Here is a 16,585-nt window from a genome sequence, read left to right as displayed (position 1 = left end):
AAATTGATAATGTATTATAATTTAACCGATAATATTATCAATATACTAATTAATAGTTCTCTTGTATAAAGAGGCTGAACCATATATAAAAACACTAAATTATGAGTTATTCTAAACCTAAGTTTAAAGACAAGTATCACAATTTTATCAATGGAAAATTTGTAGCGCCAATAGGCGGACAGTATTTTGATAATACTTCACCAATAGATAATAGTTTTATAGCACAATATCCTCGTTCTCAAAAAGAAGATGTAGAATTGGCTTTAGATGCAGCCAATGCAGCAAAAGAAGCTTGGGGAAATACTTCTGCAACTGAAAGAGCAACAATGCTAAACAAAGTGGCAGATATTATTGAAGCTAATTTAGAAGAGTTTGCTTTGGTAGAAACGTGCGATAACGGAAAACCAATAAGAGAAACTTTAAATGCAGATATTCCTTTAGCAGTAGATCATTGGCGCTACTTTGCAGCTTGTATTCGTTCGGAAGAAGGAGGCGCTTCAGAGTTAGATCAGCATACTTTATCATTAACCATTAAAGAACCTTTAGGAGTTGTTGGGCAAATTATTCCTTGGAATTTTCCTTTATTAATGTTGTCTTGGAAATTACCTCCAGCGCTAGTAACCGGCAATTGTGTGGTTTTAAAACCAGCAGAACAAACTCCGTCTACAGCTACTTTGTTAATGGAGAAAATTGCAGAAGTATTTCCGCCAGGTGTTATAAATATTGTACATGGTTTTGGTCCGGAAGCAGGAAAACCATTGGCATCAAGCTCTAGAGTAGATAAAGTAGCTTTTACCGGAGAAACTACAACGGGACAATTGATAATGCAATATGCATCTAAAAACTTAAATCCGGTAACGATGGAATTAGGAGGTAAATCGCCAAACGTATTTTTTAATTCGGTTATGGATCATGATGATGCGTATTTAGACAAAGCGATTGAAGGTGCTGTTTTATTTGCTTTTAATCAAGGAGAAGTTTGTACAGCTCCGTCTAGAATTTTAGTACAAGAAGATATTTACGACGCGTTTATGAAACGTGTTGTAGAAAGAACAAATGCTATTGTTCAAGACAATCCGTATGATGTAAATACTATGGTGGGGGCGCAAGCATCTAAAGATCAATACGAAAAAATACAATCGTACATAGAAATTGGTAAAGAAGAAGGAGCAAAAGTGCTAACAGGTGGTTTTGCCAATGCATTAGAAGGTAATTTAGCGAACGGATTTTACATTAAACCAACTATTTTAGAAGGTCATAATAAAATGCGAGTCTTCCAAGAAGAAATTTTTGGTCCCGTAGTTTGTGTTACAAAGTTTAAAGACGAAGCAGAAGCTTTAGAAATTGCAAACGATACACTTTATGGTTTAGGAGCCGGAGTTTGGACACGAGATGCGCATCAGTTATATCAAATTCCTAGAGCAATAAAAGCCGGTAGAGTTTGGGTAAACTGTTACCATGCATATCCTGCACATGCACCTTTCGGTGGATATAAAAAATCTGGTTTTGGTAGAGAAAATCACGTGATGATGTTAAACTATTATCGTCAAACTAAAAATATGTTAATCTCTTATGATAAAAATAAGTTAGGTTTCTTTTAGTAGTTAGTCAATAACCTTAAAGACTGAATTATTAATTTAATTCAGTCTTTTTAATACCAAGAAATTATGGAAAGAGTAACAATAACAAAAAAAGCAACTAAAATTTTAGAATTATTAAAAGAGAAACATGGCGAATTAATTTTCCATCAAAGTGGTGGTTGTTGTGATGGTTCTGCTCCGATGGTTTTTGAAAAAGGAGATATGTATTTAGACGAAAGTGATATTCTTTTAGGAACTCTAAACGGTGTAAATTTTTACATGAATCAAGATCAATTTGAATATTGGAAACACACACATTTAACAGTTGATATTACAGAAGGCAGAGGAGCCAGTTTTTCTTTAGAAATTCCTTTAGGACTTCGGTTTTTTATTCACTCTAGATTATTCACGAAAGAGGAAGCCTCCTTTTTTGGAAATTAACAACAGAATACAGTAGTCTTTAGATTTTCATTTTAATAATATAAGCTTTAAAATTAGTGTTATTCACTTTTTTAAAGCTTTTTTTATGAGTAATTATTTGTTTTTTAACAAGTTGAATGAGTTTTTATTGCTAAATTAGTATATTTATGCTAAATTAATATATATGACTATAGATTTATGTCCAAATTGCAGTTCAGATAGCTACATTAAAAGTGGTATTGTTAACAATAGACAGCGTTATAAATGTAAAAAATGCAATTACTTTTTTACGGTAAATAAGATTGGTAAGAAAATAGATGATTATTATGTAAACAAATCTTTACAGCTATATTTAGAAGGATTGACCTATCGAGAGATAGAACGCATCTTAGGAGTCTCTCATGTAAGTATTATGAATTGGGTAAAAAAATACAACATAAAAAGACCGTATAATTCTAAATATCATTCTACGTATAAAATTTTAAATGCTACAGAACTAGGTGTTTATTTCAGTAATTCAGAAAATATAAAAGGAGCAGGAGTTGTGGTTACAGAGTTAGGGGATAAGTTTATGTTGATTAAATGGGAGCGTTTTAAGGATTAGTATATCTAATTAACAAATAAATATAGTAGTTTTTTGTTAATTAATTGTTTTTCCGAGTTTAGCAGTGCACACAAAATCAATTATTTACTAGCTAAACAACTACATTTATGAAAAACAAAAAATTACTACAACTAGTTTTTTTTCTGTCCTCTTTTCAGTTTCTTGTTGCACAAGGCTCTCCAGACTATAATGGCGGACTAAAAATTAAATTCGACGAAGACGGTAAAAAATACCTTCGTTTAATTTCTTGGGCGCAAGTACAAGCAACTTATAATAATGATGCACCTGCAACTTCCAGCAAAACAAGTTTTAATTTAAGAAGAGCACGTATAATGCTATTCTCTCAAATTACCGATAAGTTTTTAATCTTAACTCATTTTGGTCTCAATAGTTTAAATGCAGGTACACTTTCACCAACCGGTAAAGGAGATGGTTCTCAACTTTTTTTACACGATGCTTGGGTGCAATACAGTTTAAGTGATGCCCATGCTATTGGAGCAGGTTTGCATTATTTTAACGGTATTTCTAGATTGAATAACCAAAGCACTTTAAATATGATGACGCTTGATAATAATCGTCAGTCTTGGGCTACTATAGGTTTGTCAGATCAATTTGCAAGACATGTTGGTGTTTTTATGAAAGGAAAATTTGGTAAACTACAATATCGAATCGCTATTAATGATGCCATTACAAATGGATTAGATGCTAGACCTGCTCTAAGCGGACAAACAGTCTATGGAGGCGCAAATTTATTAGGAACTAAAGATGCAGGAAAAACTTTTGCAGGATATTTTGAATATAACCTATTAGATCAAGAATCTAACTTTTTACCTTTTAAAGTAGGAACTTATCTTGGAGGAAAAAAAGTGTTTAATATAGGGGCTGGTTTTTTCGTGCATCCTAATGGAACTGTAAAACTAGAAAGTGGTAATCCTGTAGGAGAAGATGTCTCCATTTTTGCTATCGATGCTTTTTATGATACTCCTCTAGGAGATGATGGAAGTGCACTTACTGCCTATGCAACCTATCAATCTAACAACTACGGAGAAAATTATCTATACAGCGCTTACGGTACCGGAAATATGATTTATAGTCATGTAGGTTATGTGTTTGCAGGAGATAAAACTAAAACAAGATTTCAACCTTATCTTTCTTATGGAAGTAATAGTTATGATGCCACTACAAGCAATAGAAATGTTTTAGGTGTAGGTATGAACGCTTTTATGAGTGGGCATAATTCCAAATTAACATTAGAGTATCAACATCAAGATTATGGTACTTCAACAAGTGCTGTAACCTTACAAGCAATGATTTATTTATAAAAACGAAAAACATGAGTGATAAACAAGAAAACGCTTCTGCGTATTGGAAAGAGAATATTAAGTATTTAACAATACTACTTATAATATGGTTTGTAGTGTCCTTCGGGTGCGGAATTTTATTCCGAGAAGCCTTAGATACAATTAGACTTGGAGGTTTTAAACTAGGATTCTGGTTTGCCCAACAAGGATCTATTTATGTGTTCGTAATTCTAATTTTCGTCTACATAAGATTAATGAATAAACTAGATAAAAAATACGGTTTCGACGAGTAATCCTAATCCTTAACTAAATATAAAATAAAAAATTATGAGTGTACAAACTTGGACCTGGATATTAGTAGGGATTTCTTTTACCCTATATTTTGGAATCGCAATTTGGGCTAGAGCAGGCTCTACAAAAGAATTTTATGTGGCTGGTGGAGGTGTTTCTCCTTTAGCAAATGGTATGGCAACCGCTGCCGATTGGATGAGTGCTGCCTCATTTATTAGTATGGCAGGTATTATTTCCTTTGCAGGGTATGATGGCTCTGTTTATCTAATGGGATGGACTGGTGGTTATGTGTTGTTAGCATTATTATTAGCCCCCTATTTACGTAAGTTTGGGAAATTTACAGTACCCGATTTTATTGGAGACAGATATTACTCTAACACCGCAAGAACAGTGGCTGTAATTTGTGCCTTAATTGTGTCTTTTACATATGTAGCAGGACAAATGAGAGGTGTAGGAATTGTTTTTTCTCAATTTTTACAAGTTGATATTGTGTATGGAGTTTTAATTGGTATGACGGTAGTTTTGGTTTTTGCCCTTTTAGGCGGAATGAAAGGAATTACTTATACGCAAGTAGCACAATATTGTGTATTGATTTTTGCTTTTATGGTACCTGCATTTTTTATATCAGTACAAATGACCGGGAATTTAATTCCGCAAATAGGAATGGGAGGCACTGTAGAAGACGGAACTTTTCTATTAGATAAATTAGATACTTTACATACACAATTAGGGTTTAAAGAATATACTTCTGGTTCTAAATCTACTTGGGATGTTTTTGCAATTACGTTAGCCTTAATGGCGGGAACTGCAGGATTACCACATGTTATTGTCCGTTTCTTTACAGTACCTAAAGTAAAAGATGCACGTAAATCTGCAGGGTATGCGTTGCTTTTAATCGCTATTTTATATACTACAGCGCCAGCAATTGCCGTTTTTTCTAGAACTAATTTAATTGAAACAGTAAGTGAAAAAGAATATTCAGATATTCCTGTTTGGTTTAAGAATTGGGAAGATACAGGCTTAATTTCTTGGACGGATAAAAATGGAGATGGTAAAATTCAGTATGTTGCAGGGAATGCATTAGACGGAAAAAAACCAGTGTACACAGAAGATAGAGGCACGTTTGGTGAAAGGTTAATTTCAAACGCAAATTTAGAGGCTAAAAATGAATTGTATGTAGATAGAGATATAATGGTATTGGCAAATCCGGAAATAGCACAATTACCAAACTGGGTAATTGGTTTAGTTGCAGCGGGTGGTTTAGCAGCAGCATTATCTACAGCAGCAGGTTTATTGTTAGTGATTTCAACCTCTGTTTCTCATGATTTAATCAAAAAACAATTAAAACCAGATATTTCAGATAAAGCTGAATTAATGGCTGCAAGAATAGCAATTTTTGTAGCAATTTTAATCGCAGGGTATTTTGGTATAAATCCCCCAGGATTTGTCGCCGCGGTAGTTGCGTTAGCCTTTGGTTTGGCCGCGGCTTCTTTCTTTCCTGCGATCGTTTTAGGTATTTTTGATAAAAAAATGAATAAAGAAGGAGCTATCTCAGGGATGGTAGTTGGAATTGTGTTGATGCTTTTTTACATGATGAAATTTAAATTAGACATGTTTGGTGGAGGTACAGAAGAAGATTGGTGGTTTGGTACGTCTCCAGAAGGTTTTGGTACCATTGCAATGTTTGTGAATGTAGTTATTTCAGTAGTGGTTTCTAGAATGACTGCAGCTCCACCACAAGACGTACAAGAAATGGTAGAAAGTATAAGAATTCCTTCAGGTGCTGGAGAAGCTTCAGGTCATTAAGCGCTATTATTTTAAAAATAAACAAATAAAGGTAAAATCGTTAGTTAGAAATCAGCATTACAACTTGTAATGCTGATTTTTTTATTATTTTTAAGGAATAAAGTAAATCAATGAAAAAAAGACACGAGCAGAAGTTAATTGTATTATCAATTGCATTGTTTTTTATTTTTAATATACCATTTGTCCTAATTTTTAATTTTGAAGGAGCGGTTTATGGTATTCCTACTTTTTATTTTTCCATATTTTCTGCTTGGTTATTATCCATTGTAATTTCATATATCGTTTTAAATCGTCATTATGAATAGTTTTACTTTAATAACCATCATTATTATCTACTTAGCAGTGTTGTTTTACATTGCCTTTTTTGCTGAAAAAAAACGACAAAGCAAATGGGTAAATAATCCTTATGTGTATACTTTGTCTCTTGCAGTATATTGCTCTGCTTGGACGTATTACGGGAGCGTAGGTATTGCAGCTACTTCTGGTATTCACTTTTTGCCTATTTATTTAGGTCCTGTAATTGCTGCTCCTTTATGGATTATTGTACTTCGAAAAATTATTAGAATTTCTAAACAACATAAAATATCTTCCATTGCAGATTTTATTTCTTTACGCTACGGAAACAACCGATTTTTAGGAGCTTTGGTAACTGTTGTATGTCTTTTCGGGACATTGCCTTATATTTCTTTACAATTAAAAGCAGTTTCTGAAACCTTTGAAATCATGTCTGATGAAACAAGTTATGTTTCAACTTCTATATTTGATGATTCTACTTTTTACGTTGCTTTGTTATTAGCCATTTTTGCTGCTTTTTTTGGTACTCAAAATACGGATGCATCAGAAAAACACAAAGGTATTGTTGCTACAGTTGCTTTTGAATCGGTTTTAAAATTGGTTTTTTTCTTTATTGCGGGTGGGTATATTACTTTTTACTTGTTTGATGGTACAACGGATATTTATGATAAAATTTCGAAAGCAGAAAATTTTATAGAACTCACTACTTTAAGTGGATTAGAAGAAGGTTTTAGTTGGTTTTTTATGATTGCTTTATCTTTTATGTCCATCTTTTTATTACCACGTCAGTTTCAAGTTTCGGTGCTAGAAAACAATAGAGAAAAACATTTAAAGAAAGCAATTTGGTTATTTCCATTGTATTTATTGTTGTTTAATATCTTCGTTATTTTTATAGCTTGGGCTGGTAAATTAACGTTTGGTTCTATAGAAAATGCAGAGTACTATTCTTTGCTACTTCCGTTAGAAAATGGAAATTCATTTTTAGCTACGCTTGTTTTTTTAGGTGGTTTTTCTGCAGTTATTTCTATGGTGGTAGTTTCTACGTTGGCATTGTCAACCATGGTAAGTAATAACTTAATTATCCCTTATGGGTTTTTAGATAAATTTATAAAAAACCAACCAGAAAGAAATTCTAAATACATTAAAAATATACGACGTATTTCCATTTTTACCATTATTATTTCTGCCTATTTCTTTTATGTATTATTTTCAAAAGAACTTTCCTTATATTCTATAGGGTTAATCTCTTTTGTAATCATTGCTCAATTAGCACCTTCTTTTTTTATTGGCCTATTCTGGAATCGTGGCTCTTCTAAAGCGGCTATTATCGGAATTATAATAGGGGTTTTTATTGCCTCTTATTCCTTGGTCTTACCTTTTACTTTACAAACGATTACAGGTACGGCTGATTTTATACAATATGGTTTATTTGGTATTACTGCTTTAAAACCAAACGCATTATTTGGTATCGATTTTTTAAGTCCGCCAGCACATGCGTTTTTCTGGAGTCTAACATTTAACTTGATGAGTTATTTAGTCTTTTCATTAGTTTCTAAAGGAAATTATAGAGAACGAAATTATGCAGAGATGTTTGTAGACAGTAAGAGTTTTACCTCACTTCAAGAGAATGCTTTTGTATGGAAAGGAGAGGCTTATGTTTCGGATATTAAAAATGTATTGGTTCGTTTTTTAGGTGATGAACGTGCTACTCGTGCACTTAAAATATTTTTCACCAAATATAAATTACCACCAAATACGCAATTGGGAGATGCACGGTTAATTAATTTTTCAGAAAAATTATTAACAGGAAGCATTGGTTCTGCATCCGCAAAAATATTGATTGCAAGTGTGGTGAAAGAAGAGCAGATTAGTTTGGTAGAGGTGTTAAAAATTTTAGAAGAATCTAAAGAACATATTGTAAATAATAAGGTTTTACTAGAAAAGTCAAATGAATTATCTCAATTATCAATTCAATTAAAAGACGCGAATGAAGAGTTGATCAGTAAAGACAAGCAAAAAGACGAATTTTTAGACACCGTTGCGCATGAATTGAAAACACCAATTACAGGGATTCGTGCAGCTACAGAATTGTTGATGGATGAAGAGGATGATATGCCGAAAGAAGTGAAAGCACAATTCTTAAAAAATATTTTACAGGATTCTGAAAGGTTAGGACGTTTAATTCATAATATTCTAGATTTTGAGAAACTAGAAACAGGAAGATTAAATTTAGATTTAGAATATCTAGACATTCAAAAAACAATTACCAAAGCAATTGGAAGTACTACTCAAATTGCCACAAAAAAGGGAGTGAAAATAGTGGTGAAGAATGTACATTCTTTTAAAGTGAATTATGATGAAGATAGGATTTTACAAGTATTAACCAATTTAATCTCTAATTCCATTAAGTTTTGTCAACCAGAAACCGGTAAAATTGAAATAGATTATAAATTAGGAAATGCTGTTGTAGAAATCTCTGTATCTGATAATGGTAAAGGAATTCCAGAGGAAGACCATGAGTTTATTTTTGATAAATTTTATCAATCTAAACATCAAAATACTAGAAAACCACAAGGTAGCGGATTGGGGTTGGCAATTACCAAGCAAATTGTTGATAAACATAACGGTAAAATTTGGGCAAAAAAAGGTGTTAAAAACGGAGCAATATTTGTTTTTACCATCCCTTTTAAGTAAATTGTTCACGTAAAGTATGAAGAAGAAAATTTTAATTGTTGATGACGAGCCAAATATTGTAATGTCATTAGAATACGCTTTTAAAAAACAAGATTTTGAAGTGTATATTGCAAGAGATGGAAGTGAAGCTTTAGAGATCTTAAAACATCAAACGCCTAACATTGTTTTGTTAGATATTATGATGCCAAACGTAGATGGATATCAAACTTTACAACATATAAAAAATACGGTTAGTTTAAAAGATACTAAAGTGGTCTTTTTAACGGCAAAAAATAAAGCTTCAGACGTTGAAAAAGGTTTAAAACTTGGAGCAGATAAGTATTTAACAAAACCTTTTTCAGTAAAAAAACTAGTTTCAGAAATATTGGAACTTTTACATTAAAGAGAGTCTTTAACGCTATTAAATATTGATTTTGTGTGCAAACAAACAATGTTTAATTAAAATTTAAAGACATGAAATTTCAACTAAATCCGCTTGCATCAGATATTTTTATCAGTATCTATGCAGTAAGTACATTGTATTTTAGGTTTAAGTTTGAAGATAACGGAAACATAGATCCTATACTTTCGGTAGTTTTAGGACTTTCTTTTGTGACCATTATTTGGGCGCTTATTAAACTTAAAATATTAAACCCTAATTGGTTTGGCTTGCTTAATTCTAAAAAAGCGAGATCATGAAATACCAAAAATTTTATCAAAAAAGTATTCTTCATCCAGAAGATTTCTGGGGCAAACAAGCAGATAAATTAGATTGGTATAAAACACCGACTACTATTTTATCAAAAGACAAACACAACTATTATCAATGGTTTGAAGATGGGGAACTTAATTTAAGTTATTTGTGCATCGATAAACATATTAAAGATGGTTTTGGAGATCAAAATGCCATTATTTATGACTCTCCAGTAACTGATACTAAACAGCATATTACCTTTCATCAATTGCATCACGAAGTATCTAAACTTGCAGGTGGATTACAACAGTTAGGATTAAAAAAAGGAGATACTTGTATAATCTATATGCCTATGATTCCGCAAGCTTTATATGCTATGTTGGCTTGTGTTCGGATAGGTGTTATTCATTCTGTGGTATTTGGCGGTTTTGCTCCGCATGAGTTGGCTATCAGAATAGATGATTGTAAGCCAAAAGCAATTATTACAGCTTCTAGTGGAGTAGAAATAGAGAAGATAATTCCGTATAAACCTTATGTAGATGCTGCAATTGAGAAATCAGTAAATAAGCCAGAAAAAGTAATTGTTTTCGATAGGAAATTAGGGGTAGAAGTATCAATGAAAAGTTACGATGTAGATTATACGGATTTAGTTGAAAAATCTCCTTCCATAGAACCTATTTCAGTAGCGTCTATACATCCTTCATATATTTTATATACATCAGGAACCACAGGAACTCCAAAAGGAATTATTAGAGATACTGGAGGTTATGCAACTGCTTTAAAATTTTCTATGAAATATATTTATGGAGTAGATAAAGGAGATGTTTTTTGGGCTGCAAGTGATGTCGGTTGGGTAGTTGGACACAGTTATATTGTATATGCGCCATTATTAAATAGAAACACAACCGTACTTTTTGAGGGAAAACCAATTAGAACACCAGATGCATCTACTTTTTGGCGCGTAATTAGTGAGCACAAAGTAAAAGTGATGTTTACGGCTCCAACCGCAATTAGAGCAATCAAAAAAGAAGATGCTAATGGTAGGATGATTAAAAAATACGATTTATCGAGTTTAAAATATCAATTTTTAGCAGGAGAACGTTGTGATGTAGCTACGTTAACTTGGACCAAAGAACATTTAAAAGTTCCGGTTATAGATCATTGGTGGCAAACCGAAAGTGGTTGGCCGATGGTAGCAAATATGGTAGGTGTAGCATTGCAAGAAGTAAAACCAGGATCTGCAAGTTTTCCTGTTTGTGGGTATGATATTCAGATATTAAATGAAGAAGGAGAAGAAGTCGCTTCTAGTGTAGAAGGATTTGTTGCAGTAAAACTGCCTTTGCCTCCAGGCACTTTAATGAATCTTTGGGGCAATCCAGAGCGCTTTCAAATGGGATACTTACATCGTTTTCCGGGATATTATTTTTCTGGTGATGGTGGTTACAAAGACGAAGATGGATATGTTTTTATTACCGGAAGAGTAGATGATATTATAAACGTTGCCGGACACCGATTGTCTACCGCAGAAATGGAAGAAGTTGTAGCATCTCATAAAGCGGTTGCAGAATGTGCTGTTTTTGGCGTGCATTGTGAAATTAAAGGACAAAAACCTTTAGGATTAGTCGTTTTAAAAAAGGGAGATGGTTATAATCAAATACAAATTCAAAAGGAAATTATACAAGATGTACGTCATGGAATTGGTGCTGTTGCGTCTTTTAGAGATGTATTAATTATAAATAGATTGCCAAAAACAAGAAGTGGGAAAATTCTTCGTAAATTGTTACGCAATATTGCGGATGACTTGCAGTATAATATTCCGTCTACAATTGATGATATCTCGATTATAGCCGAAATAAAAAGGGTTTATCAGAAAAATCACATAGGAATTTATAAATAATTAAATAAACAAAATATAAAACTAACTTGTTAAATTGGCATTCGTAATAAAAATGCCTTAAAAAATAAAACCAATATAAGTATGAGTAATTACCACATAAAACATTTAGAAGAATATTTTAAAGTCTATAGAAAATCTATAAGAGAACCTGAAGTTTTTTGGGAAGAAATAGCAGAAGAGCATTTTTTATGGAGAAAAAAATGGGACAATGTGTTAGATTGGGACTTTTCTAAACCAGAGATTAAATGGTTTGAAGGAGCAAAATTAAACATCACAGAAAATTGTGTTGATAGGCATCTGTCTACAAAAGCAGACAAAACTGCAATTTTATTTGAACCTAATGATCCGAATGAACCTGCAGAACATATTACCTATAAACAATTATCAGAAAGAGTCAATCAATTTGCCAATGTTTTAAAAGAGCATGGAATTAAAAAAGGAGATAGGGTTTGTATTTATGTTCCTATGATTCCGGAATTAGCAATTTCTTTGTTAGCGTGTGCAAGAATAGGAGCGATACATTCTGTTGTTTTTGCTGGTTTTTCATCAACAGCTTTGGCAACTAGAATTAACGATTCTGATTGTAAAATTGTTATTACTGCAGATGGTTCTTTTAGAGGGAAAAAATCAATCGACTTAAAAGGAATCGTAGATGAAGCTTTAGAAAATTGTCCTGGAGTAGAAAATGTATTGGTTGCAAAAAGAACCAAGGCAGATATCAATATGAAAGAAGGAAGAGATAAATGGTTACAACCATTATTAGACAACGCTTCTAAAGAATGTAGCCCAGAAATAATGGATGCAGAAGATCCTTTGTTTATTTTATACACTTCTGGTTCTACAGGAAAGCCAAAAGGAATGGTGCATACAACAGCAGGTTATATGGTGTACACGGCATATACTTTTAAAAATGCATTTCAATACAGAGAAAACGATGTCTATTGGTGTACGGCAGATATTGGTTGGATTACGGGACACTCGTATATTGTTTATGGACCTTTAGCAAACGGAGCAACAACCGTACTTTTTGAAGGAGTACCAAGTTATCCAGATTTTGGTCGTTTTTGGGATATTATAGAAAAACATAAAATCAATCAATTTTATACAGCCCCAACCGCAATTAGAGCTTTGGCAAAACACGGAACAGAATTATTAGATAAGTATGATTTATCATCTTTAAAGGTTCTAGGGTCTGTTGGTGAGCCAATTAATGAAGAAGCATGGCACTGGTACAATGATAATGTAGGTAAGGGAAAAAGTCCTGTTATAGATTCTTGGTGGCAAACAGAAACTGGTGGAATTATGATTACGCCAATTCCTTATGTAACCCCAACAAAACCAACATATGCAACCTTACCATTTATAGGAATTCAGCCTGCAATAATGGATGAAAATGGAGGAGAATTAAAAGGAAATCAAGTAGAAGGAAGATTGTGTATCAAGTTTCCTTGGCCAAGTATTGCACGTACTATTTGGGGAGATCATCAACGATATAAAGAGACTTATTTTTCAGCCTATAAAGACATGTATTTTACTGGTGATGGAGCGCTGAGAGATGAGGTTGGGTATTATAGAATTACAGGTAGAGTAGATGATGTAATTATTGTTTCTGGACACAATTTAGGAACTGCACCAATAGAAGATGCTATTAACGAACATCCTGCAATTGCAGAATCTGCCATTGTTGGTTTTCCACATGATATTAAAGGAAGTGCATTGTATGGATATATTACCTTAAAAAATGCTGGAGAATATAGAAATCATGATAATTTAGAAAAAGAAATCAATCAATTAATTACAGATAGAATTGGTCCTATTGCTAAATTAGATAAAATTCAGTTTACAGAAGGATTGCCAAAAACACGTTCTGGAAAAATTATGAGACGTATTTTACGTAAAATAGCTTGTAACGAAATGGATAATTTAGGAGATACAAGTACGCTGTTAAATCCAGAAATAGTGCAAAGTATTATTGATAATAGAAAGTAATTAGATATATTTTTTATTTGTAAATGGAAAATCAGATTACGTTAGAAGATAAATTAAAAGAAAGAATTAAAGAACTAACTTGTTTGTATAGAGTTAGTTCTTTAATTAAAGATAGCGGTTTTAATGATTTAAAAGAATTATTAAAAGAAATAGCCCTAAGTCTAAAAGAAGCAGTTAGATTTCCTGAAGAAGCATTTGTAGAAATTAAAGTAGATAATTTTGTTTTTGTTGAAGGACAAAAAAGGGAAGATGCTATTTTTATTATTTCTGCTATAAAATCTTTTGGAAAAATTAAAGGATCTGTAACCATAGGTTATTCGAAGCAAAAATTTTCTGAAAACTCTTTTTTAGAAGAAGAAAAGCTATTGTTACACCAGATTGCTTCAGAAATTGGCGATTTTTTAGAACGAAAAGAAATCAATGAAAAAGAAGAGATTGCCAAAAGACAAATTGAAAGAGTTGGTAGACTCACTATTTTAGGAGAAATTACTGCGGGAATTGCGCATGAATTAAACACACCTTTAGCGAACATTTTAGGTTTTTCAGAATTATTAAAAGAACAATATAAAGGAGATAAAGTTGGGCGTGAAGACTTGAAAAAAATAATAAATAGTGCCATCTATTCTAGGGAAGTAGTTAAAAAATTAATGTTTTTTTCTTGTGAAATGCCTCAGCAAATGGTGTCTGTAGATATCAATATTATTATTAATGAGGCAATTAGTTTGTTAAAGCCTAGTTTTAACAAGAAACACATACGTTGTAATATTACTTTTTCAAGTGATGAAATTTATTTAAAAGTTGATAAAATTCAGTTAACCCAAGTCATTTTTAATTTGGTAATTAATGCTATTTACTTTTCACCAGAAAGAGGAAAGATAGATATTAATGTTATTGAAAAAACTAAAAATGTACAAATTAGAATTTCTGATGAAGGCACAGGAATAGAACCAGCTAATTCCGAAAATATTTTTAATCCTTTTTTTACAACCAAACCCACCGGAGATGGTTCTGGTTTAGGTTTAAGTGTTGTACACGGAATTATTAAAAGTCATAAAGGGACTATAATTCATCAACCAAATTCGCCAAAAGGTGCTATTTTTGTTGTTAGTTTTCCCAAAAGTTAAAAGATGCTAAACAAAGAAAATATATTAATTGTAGATGATGACCTTCTTATTTTAGAGCTCATACAAAGGCATTTACAATCTTTAAATTATCATACTTATAAAGCGATATCTGTTAAGGAAGCATTAGAAATTTTAAAAGATACTTCTATAGATTTATTAATTACAGACCTGCAAATGCCAGATGTGGATGGTTTAGAGTTAATTAAATATACGTCTGAGCATTATCCTAAAATTCCAAAATTAGTAGTTACAGGTTTTCCTTCAATCGAAGGAGCTTTAGAAGTAATGAAATCTGGAGCAGTAGATTATATTACGAAACCTTTTACAAAAGAAGAACTTAAAAAGGCAGTTTTAAAATCTTTAGAAACAAAGTCTAAAGAAGATAGAGTTACTAAGATAAAAGTAGCTGAAACTCATAAACCGTATGGCGAATTGATAGGAGCATCGCCTGCAATGAGAAAAGTAACTGACGTAATAGATCGGTTAAAAAATAACAAAGCAACAGTTTTTATTTATGGTGAAAGTGGAACCGGAAAAGAGTTGGTGGCACGTTCTATTCACTATATGGGTAAATATTCCTCAGCACCTTTTGTTGCCGTAAACTGCGGAGCAATTCCAGAGAATTTATTGGAATCAGAATTGTTTGGTTATGTAAAAGGAGCATTTACGGGTGCAGAAAAAGATAGAAAAGGCTTTTTTCAGGCAGCCAATAATGGGACTATCTTTTTAGATGAAATTGGCAATGCATCTTTAGCAACTCAATTAAGATTATTACGAGTTTTACAAGAAAAAGAAGTGGTAAGAGTTGGTTCTCAAAAAGCAGAAAAAGTGGATGTTAGAGTAATTGCTGCAACCAATATCAATCTAAAAGATTTAATTGAAAAAAAGCGTTTTAGAGAAGATTTGTATTACCGATTAACAGTTGTAGAAATTAAGGTGCCAACTTTGGCAGAAAGAAGTTCAGACATTCCGCTGTTGGTAGAAAAGTTTTTATTCAAATACGGAATAGAATACAAAGACCGTTTTTTAAAGATTACACCTGAAGCTTTAGAGGTTCTAAAAAACTATTATTGGCCAGGTAATATTCGGGAATTAGAAAATGTAATACAAAGAGCTATTATTATGTCTGATAGAAATGTAGATGTAGAGCATTTGCCAGAGCATATAAAATATCAAATCGATTTTTCTAAAACAGATAAGTTGTTGTCTTTAAAAGAATTTGAAAAAAACTATATTTTAAAGGTTTTAGTCGCTACAAATAATAATAAAACCAAGGCAGCAGAGATTCTTAAAATTGATAGAAAAACACTCCGGGAAAAATTAAAATAAAAACATTTTAAAAACGAGTAAAAAAGTAGCAGTTGGGGAATATTTCCTCAACTGTTTTTTTTGTAATAAATACCGGTTTTAGGTTAAGTGGTTGATTCAGTGTTGTTTGATTGTTGTTTTTGTTCTTTTGGATATAAGTGGCATATGACTTGCTATTAGATAGTTGTAATTAAAAAGATAATTATGGTTTTCAATAACAATAGTTTATGTAGTACTTGTATTCATAAAACAGACTGTAGTTTAACATCAAATAAAAATGCTATTTGGGCTTGTAGTGAATATGAAAAAAAAGATTTATTAGAAACAAATGCAATATCAGATTTTAATTTTTAAGAAATTAAAATCATTTAATTATAAAATTGTTAGTAGAAAAGTAAAAAAATAAGCTAGTTAAACAAGGTTAGATCGAAAATGTATTAAGCAGTTTAACAGTGCTAACTAGTTTGTAAACTCAAAGCTAAATTAAGAAATATTTAATGCAGCCAATAATTAATAAGTAATTCATTTTCCTTTAAGAATGGGCAATGAAGATGTAGAAAAAATAGTATTGCTATAACTCCAGGTATTTTATATTATTCTGGAG

Annotated in this window: 15 protein-coding genes; all 15 read left to right on the top strand. The window is 32.0% G+C overall.

What is annotated here, in order from left to right; all coding sequences use genetic code 11:
- Nucleotides 1-101: 101 nt before the first annotated feature.
- The gene (locus GQS57_RS14435; RefSeq protein ID WP_165733572.1) at nucleotides 102-1,601 is read left to right on the top strand and encodes an aldehyde dehydrogenase family protein; all 1,500 of its coding nucleotides are present in this window, start codon (nucleotides 102-104) and stop codon (nucleotides 1,599-1,601) included.
- Nucleotides 1,602-1,667: 66 nt separating this feature from the next.
- A complete protein-coding gene (locus tag GQS57_RS14430) occupies nucleotides 1,668-2,021 on the top strand; it encodes a DUF779 domain-containing protein (protein WP_165733571.1) in 354 nt (117 codons plus the stop codon).
- Between the two features lie 163 nt (nucleotides 2,022-2,184).
- Nucleotides 2,185-2,604, top strand: a complete 420-nt coding sequence (locus GQS57_RS14425) for a helix-turn-helix domain-containing protein (RefSeq protein WP_165733570.1) — start codon at nucleotides 2,185-2,187, stop codon at nucleotides 2,602-2,604.
- Between the two features lie 107 nt (nucleotides 2,605-2,711).
- Complete coding sequence (locus GQS57_RS14420) at nucleotides 2,712-3,926, top strand: hypothetical protein (protein WP_165733569.1); 1,215 nt, start codon at nucleotides 2,712-2,714, stop codon at nucleotides 3,924-3,926.
- 11 nt (nucleotides 3,927-3,937) lie between these two features.
- A complete protein-coding gene (locus tag GQS57_RS14415; protein WP_165733568.1) occupies nucleotides 3,938-4,198 on the top strand; it encodes a DUF4212 domain-containing protein in 261 nt (86 codons plus the stop codon).
- Nucleotides 4,199-4,232: 34 nt separating this feature from the next.
- On the top strand, nucleotides 4,233-6,002 hold the full coding sequence (locus tag GQS57_RS14410; RefSeq protein WP_165733567.1) for a sodium:solute symporter family protein: 1,770 nt from the start codon (nucleotides 4,233-4,235) through the stop codon (nucleotides 6,000-6,002).
- A 110-nt stretch (nucleotides 6,003-6,112) separates the two neighbouring features.
- Nucleotides 6,113-6,307, top strand: coding sequence for a hypothetical protein (locus GQS57_RS14405; protein WP_165733566.1), 195 nt, complete (start codon nucleotides 6,113-6,115; stop codon nucleotides 6,305-6,307).
- A complete protein-coding gene (locus tag GQS57_RS14400; protein ID WP_165733565.1) occupies nucleotides 6,300-8,990 on the top strand; it encodes a sensor histidine kinase in 2,691 nt (896 codons plus the stop codon). The genes GQS57_RS14405 and GQS57_RS14400 overlap by 8 nt, the downstream gene beginning before the upstream one ends.
- A 16-nt stretch (nucleotides 8,991-9,006) precedes the next feature.
- Nucleotides 9,007-9,372 carry a response regulator transcription factor gene (locus GQS57_RS14395; RefSeq protein ID WP_165733564.1) on the top strand — a complete coding sequence of 122 codons (366 nt, stop codon included), beginning with the start codon at nucleotides 9,007-9,009 and terminating at the stop codon, nucleotides 9,370-9,372.
- Nucleotides 9,373-9,443: 71 nt separating this feature from the next.
- The gene (locus GQS57_RS14390; RefSeq protein WP_165733563.1) at nucleotides 9,444-9,668 is read left to right on the top strand and encodes a hypothetical protein; all 225 of its coding nucleotides are present in this window, start codon (nucleotides 9,444-9,446) and stop codon (nucleotides 9,666-9,668) included.
- On the top strand, nucleotides 9,665-11,560 hold the full coding sequence (locus tag GQS57_RS19005) for an acetate--CoA ligase (protein WP_240915494.1): 1,896 nt from the start codon (nucleotides 9,665-9,667) through the stop codon (nucleotides 11,558-11,560). Before GQS57_RS14390 ends, GQS57_RS19005 begins: the two co-directional genes overlap by 4 nt.
- Nucleotides 11,561-11,641: 81 nt before the next feature.
- Nucleotides 11,642-13,549, top strand: coding sequence for an acetate--CoA ligase (acs, locus tag GQS57_RS19000; RefSeq protein ID WP_240915493.1), 1,908 nt, complete (start codon nucleotides 11,642-11,644; stop codon nucleotides 13,547-13,549).
- Nucleotides 13,550-13,572: 23 nt separating this feature from the next.
- Nucleotides 13,573-14,673 (top strand): sensor histidine kinase, encoded by a 1,101-nt coding sequence (locus tag GQS57_RS14380; protein ID WP_165733562.1) that lies wholly within the window; start codon nucleotides 13,573-13,575, stop codon nucleotides 14,671-14,673.
- 3 nt (nucleotides 14,674-14,676) lie between these two features.
- Complete coding sequence (locus GQS57_RS14375) at nucleotides 14,677-16,002, top strand: sigma-54 dependent transcriptional regulator (RefSeq protein ID WP_165733561.1); 1,326 nt, start codon at nucleotides 14,677-14,679, stop codon at nucleotides 16,000-16,002.
- A 183-nt stretch (nucleotides 16,003-16,185) separates the two neighbouring features.
- Nucleotides 16,186-16,335 (top strand): hypothetical protein, encoded by a 150-nt coding sequence (locus tag GQS57_RS14370; RefSeq protein ID WP_165733560.1) that lies wholly within the window; start codon nucleotides 16,186-16,188, stop codon nucleotides 16,333-16,335.
- Nucleotides 16,336-16,585 lie beyond the last annotated feature (250 nt).

This window comes from Polaribacter sp. 20A6, from assembly GCF_011378915.1.
Lineage (GTDB): Bacteria > Bacteroidota > Bacteroidia > Flavobacteriales > Flavobacteriaceae > Polaribacter > Polaribacter sejongensis.
The sequence above is the reverse complement of the archived record's forward strand: the minus strand, read 5'-3'. Positions and strand labels throughout refer to the sequence as shown.

Coding starts and splice junctions, on each gene's coding strand:
- GQS57_RS14435 (WP_165733572.1), top strand. CDS start 102: ATGAGTTATTCTAAACCTAAGTTTAAAGACAAGTATCACAATTTTATC.
- GQS57_RS14430 (WP_165733571.1), top strand. CDS start 1,668: ATGGAAAGAGTAACAATAACAAAAAAAGCAACTAAAATTTTAGAATTA.
- GQS57_RS14425 (WP_165733570.1), top strand. CDS start 2,185: ATGACTATAGATTTATGTCCAAATTGCAGTTCAGATAGCTACATTAAA.
- GQS57_RS14420 (WP_165733569.1), top strand. CDS start 2,712: ATGAAAAACAAAAAATTACTACAACTAGTTTTTTTTCTGTCCTCTTTT.
- GQS57_RS14415 (WP_165733568.1), top strand. CDS start 3,938: ATGAGTGATAAACAAGAAAACGCTTCTGCGTATTGGAAAGAGAATATT.
- GQS57_RS14410 (WP_165733567.1), top strand. CDS start 4,233: ATGAGTGTACAAACTTGGACCTGGATATTAGTAGGGATTTCTTTTACC.
- GQS57_RS14405 (WP_165733566.1), top strand. CDS start 6,113: ATGAAAAAAAGACACGAGCAGAAGTTAATTGTATTATCAATTGCATTG.
- GQS57_RS14400 (WP_165733565.1), top strand. CDS start 6,300: ATGAATAGTTTTACTTTAATAACCATCATTATTATCTACTTAGCAGTG.
- GQS57_RS14395 (WP_165733564.1), top strand. CDS start 9,007: ATGAAGAAGAAAATTTTAATTGTTGATGACGAGCCAAATATTGTAATG.
- GQS57_RS14390 (WP_165733563.1), top strand. CDS start 9,444: ATGAAATTTCAACTAAATCCGCTTGCATCAGATATTTTTATCAGTATC.
- GQS57_RS19005 (WP_240915494.1), top strand. CDS start 9,665: ATGAAATACCAAAAATTTTATCAAAAAAGTATTCTTCATCCAGAAGAT.
- acs (WP_240915493.1), top strand. CDS start 11,642: ATGAGTAATTACCACATAAAACATTTAGAAGAATATTTTAAAGTCTAT.
- GQS57_RS14380 (WP_165733562.1), top strand. CDS start 13,573: ATGGAAAATCAGATTACGTTAGAAGATAAATTAAAAGAAAGAATTAAA.
- GQS57_RS14375 (WP_165733561.1), top strand. CDS start 14,677: ATGCTAAACAAAGAAAATATATTAATTGTAGATGATGACCTTCTTATT.
- GQS57_RS14370 (WP_165733560.1), top strand. CDS start 16,186: ATGGTTTTCAATAACAATAGTTTATGTAGTACTTGTATTCATAAAACA.